This is a genomic window from Achromobacter kerstersii (genome assembly GCF_902859595.1).
Taxonomy (GTDB): Bacteria; Pseudomonadota; Gammaproteobacteria; order Burkholderiales; family Burkholderiaceae_B; genus Achromobacter; species Achromobacter kerstersii.
Window position 1 is genome coordinate 206,002 of record NZ_CADIJQ010000009.1, and the last position, 16,754, is coordinate 222,755.

At 64.2% G+C, this 16,754-nt stretch carries 17 protein-coding genes and 1 pseudogene; 10 read left to right on the forward strand and 8 right to left on the reverse strand.

Going from position 1 to position 16,754, the window contains the following annotated elements; translation table 11 throughout:
- Positions 1–28: 28 nt before the first annotated feature.
- Both HV765_RS23805 and HV765_RS23810 read left to right on the forward strand, forming a co-directional pair.
- Complete coding sequence (locus HV765_RS23805) at positions 29–1,060, forward strand: TRAP transporter substrate-binding protein (RefSeq protein ID WP_175171187.1); 1,032 nt, start codon at positions 29–31, stop codon at positions 1,058–1,060.
- A 2-nt stretch (positions 1,061–1,062) separates the two neighbouring features.
- Positions 1,063–1,734, forward strand: coding sequence for a hypothetical protein (locus HV765_RS23810; protein ID WP_175171188.1), 672 nt, complete (start codon positions 1,063–1,065; stop codon positions 1,732–1,734).
- 49 nt (positions 1,735–1,783) lie between these two features.
- Here the strand turns inward: HV765_RS23810 and HV765_RS23815 are convergent, their stop codons facing one another.
- Both HV765_RS23815 and HV765_RS23820 read right to left on the reverse strand, forming a co-directional pair.
- Complete coding sequence (locus HV765_RS23815; RefSeq protein WP_054427819.1) at positions 1,784–2,173, reverse strand: type II toxin-antitoxin system HicB family antitoxin; 390 nt, start codon at positions 2,171–2,173, stop codon at positions 1,784–1,786.
- A gap of 23 nt (positions 2,174–2,196) precedes the next feature.
- Entirely contained in the window at positions 2,197–2,379 is a 183-nt protein-coding gene (locus HV765_RS23820; RefSeq protein ID WP_175171189.1) for a type II toxin-antitoxin system HicA family toxin, read from the reverse strand.
- A gap of 182 nt (positions 2,380–2,561) precedes the next feature.
- Between HV765_RS23820 and HV765_RS23825 the strand changes: the two genes are divergently transcribed.
- The 3 genes from HV765_RS23825 (at position 2,562) to HV765_RS23835 (ending at position 4,898) form a co-directional block, all read left to right on the forward strand.
- Positions 2,562–3,023, forward strand: coding sequence for a hypothetical protein (locus HV765_RS23825; protein ID WP_054427818.1), 462 nt, complete (start codon positions 2,562–2,564; stop codon positions 3,021–3,023).
- A gap of 95 nt (positions 3,024–3,118) precedes the next feature.
- On the forward strand, positions 3,119–3,397 hold the full coding sequence (locus tag HV765_RS23830) for a hypothetical protein (RefSeq protein ID WP_175171190.1): 279 nt from the start codon (positions 3,119–3,121) through the stop codon (positions 3,395–3,397).
- 19 nt (positions 3,398–3,416) lie between these two features.
- Positions 3,417–4,898: a metal-dependent hydrolase family protein gene (locus HV765_RS23835; RefSeq protein WP_254600703.1), complete on the forward strand. Its 1,482-nt coding sequence runs from the start codon at positions 3,417–3,419 to the stop codon at positions 4,896–4,898.
- A 112-nt stretch (positions 4,899–5,010) separates the two neighbouring features.
- Here the strand turns inward: HV765_RS23835 and HV765_RS23840 are convergent, their stop codons facing one another.
- From HV765_RS23840 to HV765_RS23855, 4 genes are all read right to left on the reverse strand, one after another.
- Complete coding sequence (locus tag HV765_RS23840; RefSeq protein ID WP_175171191.1) at positions 5,011–5,790, reverse strand: hypothetical protein; 780 nt, start codon at positions 5,788–5,790, stop codon at positions 5,011–5,013.
- Positions 5,791–6,236: 446 nt separating this feature from the next.
- Complete coding sequence (locus HV765_RS23845; RefSeq protein ID WP_175171192.1) at positions 6,237–7,373, reverse strand: glycosyltransferase family 4 protein; 1,137 nt, start codon at positions 7,371–7,373, stop codon at positions 6,237–6,239.
- Entirely contained in the window at positions 7,348–8,304 is a 957-nt protein-coding gene (locus HV765_RS23850) for a glycosyltransferase family 9 protein (RefSeq protein WP_175171193.1), read from the reverse strand. Before HV765_RS23850 ends, HV765_RS23845 begins: the two co-directional genes overlap by 26 nt.
- A gap of 142 nt (positions 8,305–8,446) precedes the next feature.
- Positions 8,447–9,112, reverse strand: coding sequence for a nucleotidyltransferase family protein (locus HV765_RS23855; RefSeq protein WP_254600704.1), 666 nt, complete (start codon positions 9,110–9,112; stop codon positions 8,447–8,449).
- 179 nt (positions 9,113–9,291) lie between these two features.
- Here HV765_RS23855 and HV765_RS23860 point away from each other — a divergent pair, with 179 nt between their 5' ends.
- Genes HV765_RS23860 through paoC form a run of 4 tightly spaced genes read left to right on the forward strand, consistent with a single transcriptional unit; the run spans position 9,292 to position 14,134 of the window.
- Positions 9,292–10,320, forward strand: a complete 1,029-nt coding sequence (locus HV765_RS23860) for an XdhC family protein (protein ID WP_175171194.1) — start codon at positions 9,292–9,294, stop codon at positions 10,318–10,320.
- A gap of 10 nt (positions 10,321–10,330) precedes the next feature.
- Entirely contained in the window at positions 10,331–10,972 is a 642-nt protein-coding gene (paoA, locus tag HV765_RS23865; protein WP_175171195.1) for an aldehyde dehydrogenase iron-sulfur subunit PaoA, read from the forward strand.
- A complete protein-coding gene (locus tag HV765_RS23870; protein WP_054427811.1) occupies positions 10,969–11,919 on the forward strand; it encodes an FAD binding domain-containing protein in 951 nt (316 codons plus the stop codon). The genes paoA and HV765_RS23870 overlap by 4 nt, the downstream gene beginning before the upstream one ends.
- Positions 11,920–11,923: 4 nt before the next feature.
- The gene (paoC, locus tag HV765_RS23875) at positions 11,924–14,134 is read left to right on the forward strand and encodes an aldehyde oxidoreductase molybdenum-binding subunit PaoC (RefSeq protein WP_175171196.1); all 2,211 of its coding nucleotides are present in this window, start codon (positions 11,924–11,926) and stop codon (positions 14,132–14,134) included.
- Positions 14,135–14,156: 22 nt separating this feature from the next.
- Here the strand turns inward: paoC and HV765_RS31935 are convergent.
- Positions 14,157–14,263: pseudogene (locus HV765_RS31935) on the reverse strand (cytochrome o ubiquinol oxidase subunit III); the annotation flags it as partial.
- Between the two features lie 100 nt (positions 14,264–14,363).
- Here HV765_RS31935 and HV765_RS23880 point away from each other — a divergent pair.
- Complete coding sequence (locus HV765_RS23880) at positions 14,364–15,764, forward strand: aminotransferase-like domain-containing protein (RefSeq protein ID WP_175171197.1); 1,401 nt, start codon at positions 14,364–14,366, stop codon at positions 15,762–15,764.
- Here HV765_RS23880 and HV765_RS23885 read toward each other — a convergent pair.
- Positions 15,754–16,677, reverse strand: a complete 924-nt coding sequence (locus HV765_RS23885; protein ID WP_175171198.1) for a LysR substrate-binding domain-containing protein — start codon at positions 16,675–16,677, stop codon at positions 15,754–15,756. The genes HV765_RS23880 and HV765_RS23885 overlap by 11 nt on opposite strands.
- Between the last annotated feature and the right edge of the window lie 77 nt (positions 16,678–16,754).

Genomic DNA, 16,754 nt, shown 5'->3' on the forward strand with positions numbered 1-16,754 from the left:
CACCACCAAATGGAATAAGGGGTTGGAGATGAAGACGAAGCAATCGCCCACGCGCGTTGCCGTAATGGCAGCCGCATCCCTGTTGGCGAGCCTGGCGCTGATGGCCTCCGCGGCCGCGCAGGACGTCAAGACGCGCACCTTGAAGTTCGCCTTCAGCCTGGCGCAGGATCATCCGCTAGGCCAGGGCGCGCAGAAATTCGCGGATCTTGTTGCCGAGAAAAGCGGCGGCAAGATGAAGGTGTCGATCTACGCCAACGCGGTGTTGGGCGGAGACCCGCAGAACCTTTCGGCGGTGCGTGGCGGCACGCTGGATTTCACGTCCATGGCGACGGGCTTGTTGGCCGGCATCGACAAGCGCTTCATGGTGTTCGACCTGCCGTTTCTGTTCAACGATGCGCAGGAAGCCTATGCGGTGTCTGATGGGCCGGTCGGCCAGCGCCTTTTGGGCGGGTTGGCGGATCACGGTCTGATTGGCCTGGGTATCTGGGACTTGGGCTTTCGCAACATGACCAACAGCAAGCGGCCCATTTCAACGGTGCAGGATTTTCAGGGCCTGAAAATTCGCGTGATTGCCGCGCCGGTGTATATCGAGATGTTCAAAACCTTGGGTGCCAATCCTGTCCCGATGACCTTTGGCGAAGTCTATGGCGCGCTGGAATCCAAGGCGATTGATGGGCAGGACAATCCCGTGGGCGTCATCCAGTCTGCCAAGTTTGCCGAGGTGCAGAAGTACCTGTCGCTCACGCGTCATATCTACACGGGCATGCCGTTTCTGATGAGCAAGAAGACGTGGGACGGCATGACACAAACTGAGCGCCAGATCATTCTGGATGCGGCCGCGGAAGCCAAGGCGCAGGAACGCAAGATCTCGCAAGCCAAGGAAGCCGTGGCCATCGACGACCTGAAGAAGCTGATGCAGGTCAATGGCTTGACCCCGGATCAGGTCACCCAGCTGCGCGACGCCGTGAAGCCCGTGGTCGATAAGTTTGCGGCAGAGATCGGCCCCGAAGTCATGCAGCAGACGGCCACCGAACTCTCCACGCTGCGGGCCAAGCGCTGATCATGGCGCTGCTTGGAGAAGCCGCCATCGCCATGTGGTGGGACATTTCGCCCGCTTGGCGCGCTGAGTTCGAAGACTGGCATTCCCATGAACACTTTCCTGAGCGGATGAATGTGCCGGGCTTCTTGCGGGGGTCGCGATGGGTGAGCGCGCGGGGAGGGGAAGGGTTCTTCGTTCTGTACGAGCTGGATGCCTACGAAACGTTGAGCTCTCCCGCCTACCTAAACCGGCTCAATCGTCCGACGCCGTGGTCCACGACCCTGATGCCGCAGCATCGCAACATGATCCGCAGCCAGTGCCGGGTGCTGGAAAGCGCTGGCGGCGGCCTGGCCCGTTACGCACTCACCCTCCGCCTGTCGCCGCAGCCGGGCGCGCAAGACGAATTGCGTGCGTATCTGAAGGCGCATGCAGCGTCCGTGTCCCTGCAACCCGGCATCTCAGGCGCCCACCTGCTGATGACACAAACCCCACCCATCGCCGCCACGACCGAGCAGCAGATACGCGGCGGCAAGGATCAAGCGGCCGACTGGATCTACATCATCAACGGCTACGAAATCAATGCGGTGGCGGCGTGTGACGGCGATGTGCTGAATGCGCCTGAGTTGCGCGACTACGGCGCCGAGGCGGCCTGGTCAGAGGTTTATTGTTTGTCGCATACGTTGGAGGCGGGGTAGGGGGCAGGGGCGAGTCAGTTGCGCGGGCCGCTACCTTTGTTGCGCAGGACTACGCCGCTTCCATCTCATGTTCCGCCGCCAGCGCAAGAAATGCAGACCGCGATAGTTTCCGGGCTCTCGCCACGGCATCGATCCTGTGCACCAGATTCTCGGGCAGGCTGATATTGAGCCGAACTGCCTTGGCATTGACTTTCGACAAGTCGATCTCGACCAGCATCCAGAATCCGCCTTTGAACGCTTTTGTCTTCATCCAGACATCAGGGGCGGTGGGCGGCGAAATGGGTTCGGTTTCACCGAAGAAATGGGCCTCCACGGCTTCTTGGGCCGCTGACGGTAGGCGTTGTAGCGTGGCGGCTGCCGCGTAGCAACCTGGGAAGTCAGGAAAAGACGCGCCGTAGGCGCTGCCCTTTTCCTTGTGGACGTAGATGGGGTAAAGCATGTGGTTCTCCTGGCGGATCGCGCCTACCGCAAGCCGGCCTGCTTGAGGATGCTGTGCGCGGTCGGCGTGGGTAGATCCCGGCGAGGGTGGGGCACGGTGACCTTGCCACGCTTGGTTGGATGCTTGAACTGGTGGTGCGATCCGACGCTGTGCACGTGATACCAGCCATCCGCTTTCAGTCGTTTGATGATATCGGTGCTGTTCATCAGCCCAATGTTATGGGCTACACAATAATACACAATGATCTAGCCGCCATCATCGACATATCTCAGACGGATTCCCATGGCCATCCCATGAGGGCGCATTCAGCCTGCACCTTTATTGTCATCCCCATTGCCCCGCACTTCGCGCACAATGAACCCTGACTCCGCTTTTTCAAGGACACGCCATGACCGCCCCCGATTCCCCCTTGTCCGCCCTGACCCTCAATACCAGCGAAGACGGCCTGCGCTATCTTCAGGGCAACTACGACACCGCCTCCGATATCAACGATGGCAAGGTCTATGTGTCCGTGCAGGTGCTGGCGGATTCGCAAGACAATGAAGCCGGCCTGGCGGCGTTTGAACGCATCATGGCGGATCTGGGCGGCTGGATTGCGCAAGCCAACGCCTATCTGGAAAGCGTTTTCCGATCCGACCCCGAGGCCCTGGGTGCGGACGAATCCTTCGCGCTTCCGGCGGGCGTGCCCGTCGTGGAGGGGCCGGAAGTCATTTTTCATAGCGCAGACGAATGGTCGATTCTTTTCGCAGACGGCGTGTTTCCCATCTGCGAACCCTACGGCATCATGGTGAACATTCAGGACGGCAAGGTGGTGGACTTCACCGACCTGTCTGGCGCCGAGGAAGACTAAGCCGAATCTCGGGTGGCCGCGAGGCCCCGTGTTGAACGCCAATTTGACGCGCCGCTTGCTACAACCGTGTCTTTGCGATGTAAGGCCTAAAGAAAATGTCTGTTCAAACGCTAAGCCGCTACGGGGTGGCGCTGTTGTTCGCTGCGCTGATTGCCGGCTGTTCGTCGGTGAAGCCCGGCGCGTCTGGTGCCGCGTCAAACTCCAGCTCCGCCGCCGCCTCGGAACGGGTGGTCAGCGACAACTGCAAATGGCTGCGTAGCCGGTGCATCTACGAAGGCTCGTATGATGCGGGGGAACGCAATTATGCGGAGCAAGAAGCCAAACGGCTGAACACCGCTGAATTGGAGCGGCTGCGCCGCGCGTTCGCCAAATAAGCGCAATCAGGAGTTAGCTATGGGCGTGCCCGCAATGTCCCGCCGCGACACGTCGCAGGGTTATCTCTCCCGCCGGAATCGTGTCTGCCAGTGTGGCAGCGTGGCCTGCACGCTGATTTATCAACGCGTCATGGCCGACATGTCGCGCCGGCTGTTTCTGGGCGGCATCGCCGCGACGCTGATTCCGTTTACGTCGTTGCGTGCGGCAGACGAACGTGTGCGGCGTCCCGCCACGTCTGACCGCCCCCTGCTGCTGACCAATCTGCGGCTGTTCGACGGCTCAGGCAAGCCGGTGCAGGACGGGGTGCAGGTGCTGATCCAGGGCAACGTGATCACTGCATTGCCCGCTGCCGGTGAAACCGTGGAAGGCGCGCAGGTGATGGATTGCCAAGGCAAGCTGGTGATGCCCGGGCTGATCGATGTGCATTGGCACACGATGCTGGCCGCCATTGCACAGACCACGGCCATGACGGCCGACCTTGGGTATCTCTATATTGCGGCGGCCCAAGAGGCCGAGCGCACGCTGCTGCGCGGCTTCACCTCCATACGCGATGCGGGCGGGCCGGCGTTTGCGTTAAAGCGCGCCATTGATGAAGGCATGGTGCCCGGCCCGCGCATCTACCCCAGCGGGGCAATGATTTCGCAGACGGCCGGGCATGGCGATTTTCGCTTGCGCAGCGAGGTGCCGCGCGGCTCCGACACGCCGCACAATCTGGTGGAGCAGCGCGGCGTGGCGATGATTGCCGATGGCGCGGACCAGGTGCTGCGCCGCGTGCGCGAGCAGCTGATGCTGGGCGCGTCGCAGGTCAAGATCATGGCAGGCGGCGGCGTGGCGTCGCTTTACGACCCCTTGGACAGCACGCAGTTCTCGGAAGTCGAAGTGCGTGCAGCGGTGGATGCGGCGGCAGATTGGAACACCTATGTGATGGCGCACGTCTACACGCCCCGAGGCATCCAGCGCACCATCAAGGCCGGCGTGAAAAGCATCGAGCACGGCCAGCTGGCGGACGAGGCCAGCGCGCGGATGATGCGCGACGAAGGCGTGTGGTGGAGCTTGCAGCCCTTCTTGATGGACGAAGACGCCAATACCTACCCCGACGCAGAGCGGCGCGAAAGCCAGCGCTTGGTCTCCGAAGGCACGGTCAACGCCTATGCCTTGGCGCAAAAGTACGGCGTCAAGACGGGATGGGGTACGGACATTCTGTTCAACGCCAAGAACACGCCCAGCCAGGGCAGGCAGTTGGCGAAGATGGTGCGCTTCTATGACCCGCTGACGGCGCTTGCCCAGGCCACGGGCGCCAACGGCGAACTGCTGGGCTTGTCTGGCGCGCGCAATCCCTATCCGCATGTGCTCGGGCGCATTGTTCCCGGCGCGTTTGCTGATCTGCTGGTGGCCGACGGCGACCCGGCCCGCAATCTGGATTTCCTGGGCGACCCGGAGAAGAACCTGCGGGTGATCATGAAGGACGGCAAGATCTACAAGAACTCGCTGTCCGGTTAAAACGCCGGGCTACGCGCTGCCAGCTGCCGTGATCGCCGGGCTAACCGCTGCAGTGATCGCCGGGCCAACCGCTGCCGTGATCGCCGGGCCGCCCGCTGCCCGCTGCCGCGTTCTATTCCGCCAGCAATTGCGCCGCTTGCAGCGCCAGGCCGTCTGCAATCATGGCCTTGCGCCGTTTGCTGAGCCTGACGAAGCTGTCCTCCAGTTCGCCGTAACGCCGGTCTGAGATATCGGCGCGCGCGGCAACTTCCTGCTTGGACAGTTTCAAGTATTCGCGCCATGCGCGCGGCAAGGGCCAACGGTTCTGGATGACTTTTTCCAGCACGTCCTGTGGGATGGTGCCGTCATCGGGAACGTGCGCATCTTCACTGGCCAAATGCGCCAGGTTTGCATCCTGTTTGGCGGCGGCCGTTAGCAAGTCACTTTGCGCCCATGCGAGCGGCGCTCGAATCAACGGGGCGGTAATCGAATCCGTTGCGGCGTTGCCCGGCAGTTTGGCTTGCAGCAGTTCCAGATACTCGTCGTAATGCAAGAGCACATAAGCGGGCTCACCGTCTACGCGTGACGTTAGCGGGGCAGATTCACGGGGATGGGCGGGCGCGGTTTGATTAGTGGGGGCGACGGCTCCAGGTGCTTGATCAATATTCCATTTTTGTCCCATTGATAATGCACGTTCCATAAGTGGGACACCGTCAAGATGCGCCGAGAGATACCGCCTGCGTGTGGCAGGCTGGCACTTTCGGGAGAGTTCGCCAGCGCTCGGGTGGCGTTCAGGATGGCCCGTTGCCCCTTGGGCTCCAGGCAAATCAGCGCTGACGCGGCCAGAGAGGCCCAACGCACTCGGTTCGAAGTCTGGGGCGGCGTGTCCATTAAGGGTGCGGTTCAGTGGCATTCAGTTTGGAATAAAGTCGGGCGCCGGTAAGCCGGCGAAAGTTCAGTGCCGAATGTAGTAGCCACCACCGGCCCTGGATATAGGACTGGTTCGATAAGCAAAATTATTTATTGCGGAATAAATCGAAATATAGTTAATGTGTTAGATACTTTCTGTTTTCTTTGTTTGCCTTTCCTAGCGTGGGTTTGGCATAACCCTCACTACACTGCGCGCTCCGTATAGATAGCGAATCCGGATGCTGAACAATGCAGTGGTAGTGTCTATAGCGTCTTTGCTTGCGGCTTGGCCGTCACCGACAATAATGGAGCAAATAATATGTTTGGCGTCGCCAGCCAGCACGAAGATAATCGTGCTGATGCGAAAAGACGTATTTATCCAATGGGAATTGCCGCAGGGTGCGGGATGCATCGGCGCACGGCAAACCAGCGTCAACCGCCTTCGCGCGGTTACCGGAATTCGAGGCTGACCGGCGCGCCCATCGCCTTTTTATAGGCATCCAAGGTGCTGATCATTTTGGCTGACAGCCGAAAGTGCTGCTCCGCATAGGCGCGCGCGCGGGCGGTCACGGCTTGCGCGTCAGCCGGTTGTGCGCGGATCTGCATGATGCAGTCGGCGAATTCCCGGACATTGCCAGGCGCGGCCAGCCACCCGGTTTGACCGGGCGAGATGATCTCGGGCAGTCCTCCCACATTGCTTGCGACCACGGGCAGGCCCGAGGCGAAGGCTTCGGGCACGATACGCGACCAGGCTTCAGTGGCCGATGGCACAAGCACCACATCGGCGGCGTGGATGATCTGGGCGATATCGGTCCGGTGCCCGGCGAACACGGTGTGTTCCGAGATGCCTAGCTCCACGGCCAATTGGTAAAGCTCATAGGCATAGGGCTGGGTGGCGGGCGTGGGCATGCCGATGACCAGCGCCACCGCGGGCACGCCCTGCGCGCGCAACCGCTGCACGACGCGCAGCAGGTCGGCCTGCCGTTTGTCCGGGCGCAACATGCCAATCGTGGCGATGACGCAGGCGGCATCGTGCGCGGGCAGCCCCAGTTCGCGCCGGGCTTTTACGCGCGGGCCGGGTGTGCCGCCCGTTTGAAAAAAGGCATCCGCGGCCCATTCCCCCACCACACTGATGCGTTCTTCTGGCGCGAACCGCGCTGCCAGCAGCTCGTGCCTGCCGGTCAGACTGGTCGCGATGACGTGGTCACAGCCGATCTTCCATTCCAGCCTGCGGCGCGGCGAGGTGCGCATCGGCTTGGCGAAGTGGCGCGTCCGCACGACCGTGCACAGGTCGCGGCATAGCGCCGCGGTCTTGCCGTCGGCGCGGCTGTGGCTGTCGATGACGCTGATGTTCAGCGCTTTGACGGCGCGCCTCAGCGCCAAGACCGTACCGGGCGCGTAGGCGGGGCTGAAGTCGATGTCCACCACGTCCAGATTGCGCCGCCGGGCTTCATGGTTGACGGCGCTGGCGGCAGGCGCCGCGATCGCCACGCCGTAGCCTGTGCGTTGCAGCCAGCTGGCCTGCTCAAGCGTTCGAAATTCCAGTCCGCCCAGGCTGTGTTCAGCCAGCGTATGAAGAATGCGCATGATGATCCAGTACGTTTTGGCAGGCGTGCAGCACGTCGTCGGGCGTGATGGCGTCAATGCCGTCTTTAGGATGGGGGGGAACGACGGCCGCCGAGTAGGGCCGGTCCCAGAACCATTCCGGATTGGGTTCGTTGAAGATGCCCACGTAGGGCACACAGGCGCCTTGCGCAATGTGCGAAGGCCCGCAATCGTTAGCCACTACCAGCCGTGCGCGCAGCATGATGGCGCTGAGTTCGGAAAGGGTGCGGCAATAGGCGATGGCGAAGTCCGGGCGGCGCATGGCTTCAAGCGCTTCGCGTTCGGCGGCTTCTTGCGGCCCCAGCACGAACAGGAAGCGGGCGTCTGCGCCCAGCAAGGGCGTGAGCCGGTCAGCCAGCCGCAGGTAATTCATCAGCCCCCAGCGTTTGAACGCCCCCGCGCCGCCGCCGGGAATCATGACGACGTCGGCGCTGGGCGACGAGCGCAGATGCGGGCCGGCCAGCGTTTGAAAACAGCGCCGCGTGGCGTCTTCGGCGTCAAAGGGCCGGTAGGTGGCCAGCAGGCGCAGGTTGGCCAGGCCGATGTATTCGGCAGTGGTCTTGCGGTGGCAGTGCGTCCAGATCAGGTCGCTCAAGCGCGCATTGCGAAACCCCAGCCGAATGGCCGGCGGCCGCAGCAGGGTGGCCATGCCGACGCGTTCGCTGCTGTGATGCAGGCTGACGCACATCTGTGTATTCGGCGTCAGGCTGCGCACGGTGTCGCCGAATGAGGCAACGCGCACAAACTCATCAACCCAGGGCACGGCCCGGTAAAAGCTGCCCACGTCGTCGCGCGCCACCACGCGGATTCGTTCAGACGCCCACCACGTTTTCAGCTGGTACAGCGTGGGCAGCGCGACGATCTGGTCGCCCCACTGCGGCTGGCTTCTGATATAGACGACGACTTCCGACACCGCTTCCTCCCGTGCATGGCGCTGCGGTCACGCGACCGCTGGCGGGCAATGTATCGGGAGGGGCGTGGCAACCTTCTTCAATCCATTTAAGAAGTGTGAAGAAGGGTGCGCCGTCGCTTTATAGATTTACACAATTTCCCGGTCAGGGCCGGGACCGGCCTTCGATGGAAGGGTGCAAGTCCTGCGGCGTGTCGACGTCGGCCAGCACGCCGGCGTCGTCCACCGCCAGTTCCGTAACCGGATGCCGGGCCAACAGCGATCGCGCGCCCGTGTCGCCGGACAGCGTGGCGAGTTCCGGCCAGAGCGCGCGGCTGAATGCCACCGGGTGGCCCCGCCGGCCTTGCCACGTGGGCACGACGATGGCATGTTCCAGCGCCGCCGCAGCCACGTGCTGGCAGGTGTCGTGACGCAACCAGGGCATGTCTGCCAAGGCGATCAGGCAAGTTTGTTCGCCCGGCGCCGCCGTGTTCAGCAAGTGGCGCGCGGCGGCCGCCAGGCTGTCGCCCATGCCGTTGGCATCGGGGCCGACGACAAGCACCTCGCACCCCGCTGATGCCAGCAGGGTGCGCAGCGCGGCCTGGTCTGCACGGGTCACGGCGATGGTCCGGCCGGTGGCGGCGCAAAGCGCGGTGGTGGCGGCCTGCGCCACGGACCAGCCCGGCCTGAGTGGTGTGAGCGGCGCCAGTAATTTGTCCTGCCCGGGCGCCATCGCGGCAAAGCGCCGGCCATGGCCCGCGGCCAGCAGCAAGCCCACGCACGCCGTGGCGGGCATTGATGACGATTCGGTAATGGTCAGAGGATTGGGCATGATTCTTGCCGATGGCGTCTTGCCGATGGCAGTTTGCCGATAAGACGCGACAGGCTAAGGGTAAGGGGCCAGCAAGGCTGGCATTGATGAGTCAGTTTCAACGGTGTATGCAGATTTTGCCCCTTTTTCCCGAAAGGGGCCGGTTGTTAGACTCGTTCGACTATCTGGGGGGCGCCGTCATGCAGAGTCTGGATTTACAAGTGCTGTCCGCCATCCGCGATTGGCATCGCCAGGGGCATCGCGTTGTACTGGCCACCGTTGCCGCCACCTGGGGCGCATCGCCACGCCCGCCGGGTTCCTGGCTGGCCGTGCGCGACGACGGCCGAATCGCCGGCTCTGTCTCGGGCGGCTGTATTGAAGATGACCTGATCGACAAGATGCGGCGCGGCGCGTTGTGGGCCGCGCATCCTTACGCGTTGACGTATGGCGCCACGCGCGACGAGGCGCTGAATTTTGGCCTGCCTTGCGGCGGCATCCTGGAACTGCTGATTGAGCCGGCCCCTGACATGGCGGCGTTGCAGCAGCTGGATACGCGCTTGCGCCGCGGCGAACTCGTGAGCCGCACCGTCACGTTGAAAGATGGCGCCGCGACGTTGGCGCATGCGGAGCGGGGCGGCCGCTTTCGTTGGGACGGCGCATCGCTGACGACACTCCACGGGCCGCAGTGGCGCCTGCTGTTGGTGGGGGCGGGCGATATCGCCCGGTATGTGGCTCCCATGGCGGTGGCGCTGGAGTTTGACGTCATCGTCTGCGACCCGCGCGACGAATACGCGGCGTCGTGGAACGTGCCGGGTACTCAGCTGGTGACGGCCATGCCCGACGACGCGGTCACCGCCCTGGCGCCCGACATCCGCACCGCCATCATCGTGCTGGCGCACGACCCGAAGCTGGACGACATGGCGCTGCTTGAAGCGCTGCCGTCGCCCGCATTCTTTGTGGGCGCGCTGGGTTCCCGGCGCACCAATGCGCACCGGCGCAAACGGCTGGTCGAACATTTTGGTTTTTCGGACGAGACCGTCCAACGCTTGCACGGGCCGGTGGGCCTGGACATCGGCAGCCGCACGCCGCCGGAAATCGCGGTGTCGATCCTGGCGGAGCTGACGGCGGAACGCATCCGGCAAACGGCGCAGATCCGCAGTTTGGATGGCGCGCCTGCCACCTCGCCAGCGTTGCAGGAATGCGGCTTGCTGGCTTTTGCAAATTCATGAAGGGGCTGCCTTGGAAAATTCGCTCGCACTCAAGATCACCCGGCGCAATCTGCTGAAGGCAGGCGCCGTGTCCGCCACCGCAATGGCCACGCCATCAATCGCCCACGCGCAGCAGGCGGCCCAGGCCGGCACGCTGCCCATGTCGTCCACCGTGAACTTGCGCGTCAACGGCACCGCGCGCGAATTATCGCTGGACATGCGCACCACGCTGCTTGACGCCTTGCGCGAGCATCTGCACCTGACCGGCACCAAGAAAGGCTGTGATCACGGCCAATGCGGCGCCTGTACGGTGATGCTGGACGGCAGGCGGGTCAATTCCTGTCTGACCTTGGCGGTGATGCACGAAGGCGCCGAGATCACCACCATCGAAGGCCTGGGCTCACCCCGCGCGCTGCATCCCTTGCAAGCGGCGTTTGTGAAGCACGACGGCTACCAATGCGGCTACTGTACGCCGGGGCAGATATGCTCCGCCGTCGGCATGCTGGACGAAATGTCCCAAGGCGTGCCCAGCCACGTCAGCGCCAGCCTGACCGAACGCCCGCTGCTCAGCGCAGACGAGATCCGCGAGCGCATGAGCGGCAACATCTGCCGCTGCGGCGCGTATTCAAACATCGTTGACGCCATCGTCGACGTGGCGGGGGGCAAATCATGAAGCCCTTTACCTATGAGCGCCCCCGCACGCCCGCCGAAGCTGCGGCCAGCGCGGCGCAGATGCGTGGCGCGCGCTTCATCGCGGGCGGCACCAACCTGCTGGACCTGATGAAGCTGGAAGTGGAAACGCCCGCGCACCTGATTGACGTGAACGGCCTGGGCCTGGACCAGATCACCGAGACGCCCGAAGGCGGTTTGCGCGTCGGCAGCCTGGTGCGCAATACGGATCTGGCGGCGGACACACGCATCCGCCGCGACTACGCCGTGCTGTCACGCGCGATTCTGGCGGGCGCGTCCGGGCAGATTCGCAACCGCGCCACCACCGCGGGCAACTTGCTGCAACGCACGCGCTGCCCGTACTTCTACGACACCAACATGCCGTGCAACAAGCGCGCGCCGGGCAGCGGCTGTTCGGCCATTGGCGGCGTGACGCGGCAACTGGCCGTGATTGGCGCAAGCGATGCCTGTATCGCCACGCATCCCAGCGACATGGCGGTGGCCATGCGGCTGTTGGATGCCCAGGTTGAAACCGTGCGCCCGGACGGCGCGGCGCGTGTGATCCCGATTGCAGACTTCTACCGTTTGCCGGGGAACACGCCGCACATCGACACCGCGCTGGACGCGGGCGAACTCATCACGGCCGTCACCTTGCCCAAGCCCGCAGGCGGCACGCACGTCTACCGCAAGGTGCGCGACCGCGCCTCTTTTGCGTTTGCGCTGGTGTCGGTGGGCGCGATTGTGCAGGCGGACGGCAGCGGGCGCGTGGCGATGGGCGGCGTTGCGCCGCAGCCGTGGCGCATGGACGCGGCGGATGCCGCCGTGCCGCAAGGCGCGAAAGCGGTGGCCGACCGGCTGCTGGCCGACGCGCGCCCCACAGACGACAACGCCTTCAAGCTGACCTTGGCGGCGCGAACCCTGAGTGCAGTGCTGGCGCAAGCGAGGGCCTGACGCGATGAAATTCGATACTCCCGCTACCCAAAATCCCATCGATCAATTGAAGATCGTGGGCCATGGCGTTGACCGCATTGACGGCCCGCTGAAAACGACCGGCACGGCGCATTACGCGTATGAACACCACGACACGGCGCCTGACGCCGCCGTGGGCTACGTGCTGGGTTCCGCCATTGCCAAGGGCCGCATCAGCAGCATGGACATCGAGGCCGCGCGGCGCGCGCCCGGCGTGCTGGCCGTGGTCACCGCGCAAAACGCGGGCAAGCTCGGCAAGGGCAAGATGAACACCGCCACCTTGCTGGGCGGCCCCGACGTTGAACACTATCACCAAGCCATTGCGTTGGTGGTGGCCGACACGCTGGAGCAGGCGCGCGCCGCCAGCCGCTTGATTCGCGTGCAGTACGAGCGTGCGCGGGGGGCATTCGATCTGGCGGCGGAAAAAGACGCCGCAGACAAAGCCGGCAAGCCACCGCAGGCGGATCGCGTCGGCGACTTCGAAGGCGCGTTCGCGCAAGCCGCCGTGAAGATCGACCACACCTACACCACGCCCGACCACACCCACGCGATGATGGAACCGCATGCGTCCACCGCCATGTGGCAAGGCGATGCGCTGACGTTGTGGACGTCGAACCAGATGATAGATTGGGGGCGCAGCGACGTCGCCAAGACCTTGGGAATCTCCAAGGACAAAGTGCGATTGATTTCTCCCTACATCGGCGGCGGCTTTGGCGGCAAGTTGTTTGTGCGATCGGATGCCTTGCTGGCGGCGCTGGGCGCGCGCGCGGCCAAGCGCGCGGTGAAGGTGGCGCTGCAACGCCCGCTGATCGCCAACAACACCACGCACCGTCCGGCGACCATTCAACGCATCCGCATTGGCACGACGCCAGACGGCAAGATCACCGCCATCGGGCATGAAAGCTGGTCGGGCGATTTGCCCGGCGGCAAGCCTGAAGAAGCCGTGCAGCAGACGCGCTTGCTGTATGCCGGCGCCAACCGGCTGACCGCATTGAATCTGATGGAGCTGGACTTGCCCGAAGGCAACGCGATGCGTGCGCCGGGGGAGGCCCCGGGTTTGATGGCGCTGGAAATCGCCATCGATGAAATGGCCGAGGCCCTGAAGCTGGACCCCATCGAATTTCGCGTCCGCAACGACACGCAGGTGGACCCGGAAAAACCTGATCGGCCGTTCTCTCAACGCAGCTTGATCGAGTGCCTGCTTTCAGGCGCCGAGCGCTTTGGCTGGACGGCGCGCAACACGCAGCCGGGGACACGGCGCGAAGGCCGATGGCTGGTGGGCATGGGCGTAGCGGCGGCATTTCGCAACAACCTGGTGATGGATTCCGCCGCGCGGGTACGGCTGGATGCCGCGGGCCAGGTCATCGTTGAAACCGACATGACCGACATCGGCACGGGCAGCTACACCATCATTGCGCAGACCGCCGCCGAGATGCTGGGCGTGCCGCTGGCGAAAGTCGTGGTGCGGCTGGGGGATTCGTCGTTCCCGGTGTCGGCCGGTTCGGGCGGGCAGTGGGGCGCGAACAGCGCCACGGCCGGCGTGTACGCGGCTTGCCAAAAGCTGCGCACGGCGGTGCTGGACAAGCTGGGTTTCAAATCGGAAGGCGCGACGTTTGCCGACGGGTCGGTGACCGAGGCCGGCGGCCGGACGGCGCTGCTGCGGCAAGCGGCTAGCGACGGCGAGCTGGTGGTGGAAGGCGGCGTGGAGTTTGGCGACCTGGACAAGAAATTCCAGCAGTCCACGTTCGGCGCGCACTTCGTGGAAGTGGCGGTCGACGCCGACACGGGCGAAACGCGTATCCGCCGCATGCTGGCCGTGTGCGCATCGGGCCGCATTCTGAACCCCAAAACGGCGCGCAGCCAGGTGATTGGCGCAATGACGATGGGCGTGGGGTCGGCGCTGATGGAGGAACTGGCCGTGGACCATCGGGTGGGCTTCTTCGTCAACCACGATCTGGCGGGGTACGAAGTGCCGGTGCATGCCGACATTCCATCGCAAGAGGTGGTGTTCCTGGACGAAACCGACCCGACGTCGTCGCCGATGAAAGCCAAGGGCGTGGGCGAACTGGGTCTTTGCGGCGTGGGTGCGGCGATTGCCAACGCGGTCTACAACGCCACCGGGGTACGCGTGCGGGACTATCCGATTACGCTGGACAAGCTGCTTGCAGGCTTGCCGGCGATAACGGATCGGGCGTGAGGGGAAGGATGGGTGGCCGTGCTCATACGAACTCTCGCAGGTAGACAAAGGTGAAGACGCAGATCCAGACCAGATCCGGGAAGTGCCGGAACATAGGGGGCAGGACAGGCGGCGCGTGACGATGCCGTCATGACGCCGAAGAAGGCGTTCACGTTGGCGTCGCCGCCCATGGTGTAGAAGGGGTGCAGTATCATCCATACATTGCGACATTCCGGCGCACCTAAAACACATGCAAGACGAAGATTTGTATGCAATTTGGCCGCAACATCTGATCCGTGGCGGTGGCCCGCGCTACCGCCAGATTGCAGATTTCATTGAGCGCGCCGTCGCTGAAAACCAACTCCATCCCGGCGACCGCCTGCCCCCGCAACGTGGGCTGGCGCAGCGGCTGGGGGTGGATCTGACCACCGTCACGCGCGCTTATGCCGAAGCCGGGCAGCGCCGGCTGCTGGACCCGCGCGGCGCGCTGGGCACCTTCATCGCCCGGCCCGCCGCGCAGTCCACTCAACTGATCGACCTGGGCATGAACATGCCGCCCGTGCCGCTGGGATGCGACTTGCAAGAGCTGGTGCAACGCGGGCTGGCCAAGGTGATGGACCGCCACGACGTCAACGTGATGATGGCGTATCACCTGGCGGGCGGCGGCCCCGATGGCCGCGCCGCAGGCGCCCAATGGCTGGCGCAGGCGTTGGGTCCCATTGACCCCGAACTGGTGCTGGTCTGCCCCGGCGCGCAAGCGGCGCTGGCCGCGCTGATCCTGGCGCTGAGCCAACCCGGCGACAGCATCATTGCCGAGCCGCTGGTGTACCCCGGCCTGCTCAACGCTGCGCAACATCTGGGCCGCCACGTGCTGGCCGCCGAGGTCGACGACGACGGCATGACGCCCGCCGGCCTGGAACGCGCCTGCCGCGAAAGCGGCAGCCGGCTGGTCTATCTGAATCCCACGTTGCAGAATCCGACCACGCACACGATGAGCGCGCGCCGCCGGCGTGATCTGGTGCGATCGGCATCCGCTTGCGGCGCACGCATTATTGAAGACGATCCGTATCGGCTGTTCCTGGACGACGCGCCGCCGCCCTTGGCCAGCCTCGCGCCTGCGTCGGTGTTTCACATCGCCACGCTAGCCAAGTGCCTGACGCCGGGTCTGCGCACCGCCTTCGTGCTGAGCCCGGATCAAGACAGCCGCACGCGCGTGATGGCCGCCATGCGTTCCTTCGCGCTGATGGCCACGCCGTTAATGGGCGCGCTGACCACGCAATGGATCGTGAGCGGCACCGCGCAGACCGTGCTGAACGGGGTGCGGGCCGAAGCGCAGGCGCGCCAGCGCGTGGCGCGCAAGCTGTTGCCCGGCCCGTTTGGTTCGGCCCCGGTGGGGATTCATCTGTGGCAGCCGCTGCCGTCGCAGTGGATGGCGGCAGATCTGGCGCGCGTGGCGCGTGACGAAGGCTTGAGCGTGGCGTCGTCGGACGCGTTTCAGGTGGGCACGGCAGTGATGGGGAACGCGGCGCAGAATGCCATCCGTATTTCACTGGGCGGCGTGAAAGACCGGCAGGCGCTTGCGGATGCGCTGGAAAAGCTGGCGCGACTGATGCGCCGCCGCCCTGAGTTTCAGCGTGATCCTATCGTGTAGCGCAGGCCATACCGTTACCCGCCTGGCCGCTTTCTTCCAGCAGCCAGTCGCGAAATGCGGCAACGGGAGAGGTCGCCAATTTCTCTGGCGGCGCCAAAAAGTAGTAGCCCGCGCCGGTACTGAATGCCTCATCCAGCGCAGGCGCCAGCACGCCTTGCCGCAGCTCGTCTTCCACCAGGAAGGTCGGCAGCAAGCCGATGCCAATACCCGAGGCCACCGCCTGAATCAAATGGGTGGTCAGCTCAAACTGCGCGCCCCAGCGCATCGAACGTACGGGCAGCTTGTGCGCTTCAAACCAGCGCTGCCACACTGCCGGGCGGGCGGCCACTTGCAGCAGGCTGTGTTGCGCCAGGTCCGACGGTTGACGCGTCGGATGGCTGACCGCCAGCTCCGGGCTGATGACCGGAATGACGTATTCATCCATCAAGCGATACGGCGTCAGACCCGGCCAATCGCCGTCACCCACGGCGATCACGGCATCAATACCAGCCAGATCCAGATCGAACCGCGTCACGCGCGAATGCAGGTGGACGAGTATGCCCGGGTGGCGCGCGTAGAACCGGTTCAGTCGGGGCATCAGCCACTTGGCGGTAAAGGTGGGCAGCGCGGCCAGATGAATGTCGCCGCGGCCGGTACGGTGCGAGATCGCTTGCAGCGACGCGCTGCGAATGCGCTGTAGCGCGGCCTCCAGTTCCTTCTGATACCGCATGCCGGCTTCGGTCAGCAGAATGCGCCGCTTCTCGCGCCGGAACAGCGCCACTTCCAGCAGATCCTCCAGCGCTTGCACCTGCCGGCTGACGGCGCTTTGCGTCAGCGCGAGCTCGGTCGCTGCGCGGGTGAAGCTGAGGTGGCGCGCGCTGGCCTCAAAGGCCAGCAGCAGCGACATGGACGGGGTCAGGCGGCGCGGATTCATTCTGTAAATACATGAATGGTGGGGCATCAATATACCGCGGCACGCTGGAATATATTGAGATGAATCAATCGTCTTCG

Bases quoted from the DNA above. Each gene is read 5' to 3' on its own strand.
- HV765_RS23860 (WP_175171194.1), top strand. From the start codon at position 9,292: ATGCAGAGTCTGGATTTACAAGTGCTGTCCGCCATCCGCGATTGGCAT.
- HV765_RS23815 (WP_054427819.1), bottom strand. From the start codon at position 2,173: ATGCTTTACCCCATCTACGTCCACAAGGAAAAGGGCAGCGCCTACGGC.
- HV765_RS23825 (WP_054427818.1), top strand. From the start codon at position 2,562: ATGACCGCCCCCGATTCCCCCTTGTCCGCCCTGACCCTCAATACCAGC.
- HV765_RS23840 (WP_175171191.1), bottom strand. From the start codon at position 5,790: ATGCCACTGAACCGCACCCTTAATGGACACGCCGCCCCAGACTTCGAA.
- HV765_RS23870 (WP_054427811.1), top strand. From the start codon at position 10,969: ATGAAGCCCTTTACCTATGAGCGCCCCCGCACGCCCGCCGAAGCTGCG.
- HV765_RS23830 (WP_175171190.1), top strand. From the start codon at position 3,119: ATGTCTGTTCAAACGCTAAGCCGCTACGGGGTGGCGCTGTTGTTCGCT.
- HV765_RS23820 (WP_175171189.1), bottom strand. From the start codon at position 2,379: ATGAACAGCACCGATATCATCAAACGACTGAAAGCGGATGGCTGGTAT.
- HV765_RS23845 (WP_175171192.1), bottom strand. From the start codon at position 7,373: ATGCGCATTCTTCATACGCTGGCTGAACACAGCCTGGGCGGACTGGAA.
- HV765_RS23885 (WP_175171198.1), bottom strand. From the start codon at position 16,677: ATGAATCCGCGCCGCCTGACCCCGTCCATGTCGCTGCTGCTGGCCTTT.
- HV765_RS23835 (WP_254600703.1), top strand. From the start codon at position 3,417: ATGGGCGTGCCCGCAATGTCCCGCCGCGACACGTCGCAGGGTTATCTC.
- HV765_RS23855 (WP_254600704.1), bottom strand. From the start codon at position 9,112: ATGCCCAATCCTCTGACCATTACCGAATCGTCATCAATGCCCGCCACG.
- paoC (WP_175171196.1), top strand. From the start codon at position 11,924: ATGAAATTCGATACTCCCGCTACCCAAAATCCCATCGATCAATTGAAG.
- HV765_RS23810 (WP_175171188.1), top strand. From the start codon at position 1,063: ATGGCGCTGCTTGGAGAAGCCGCCATCGCCATGTGGTGGGACATTTCG.
- HV765_RS23880 (WP_175171197.1), top strand. From the start codon at position 14,364: ATGCAAGACGAAGATTTGTATGCAATTTGGCCGCAACATCTGATCCGT.
- HV765_RS23805 (WP_175171187.1), top strand. From the start codon at position 29: ATGAAGACGAAGCAATCGCCCACGCGCGTTGCCGTAATGGCAGCCGCA.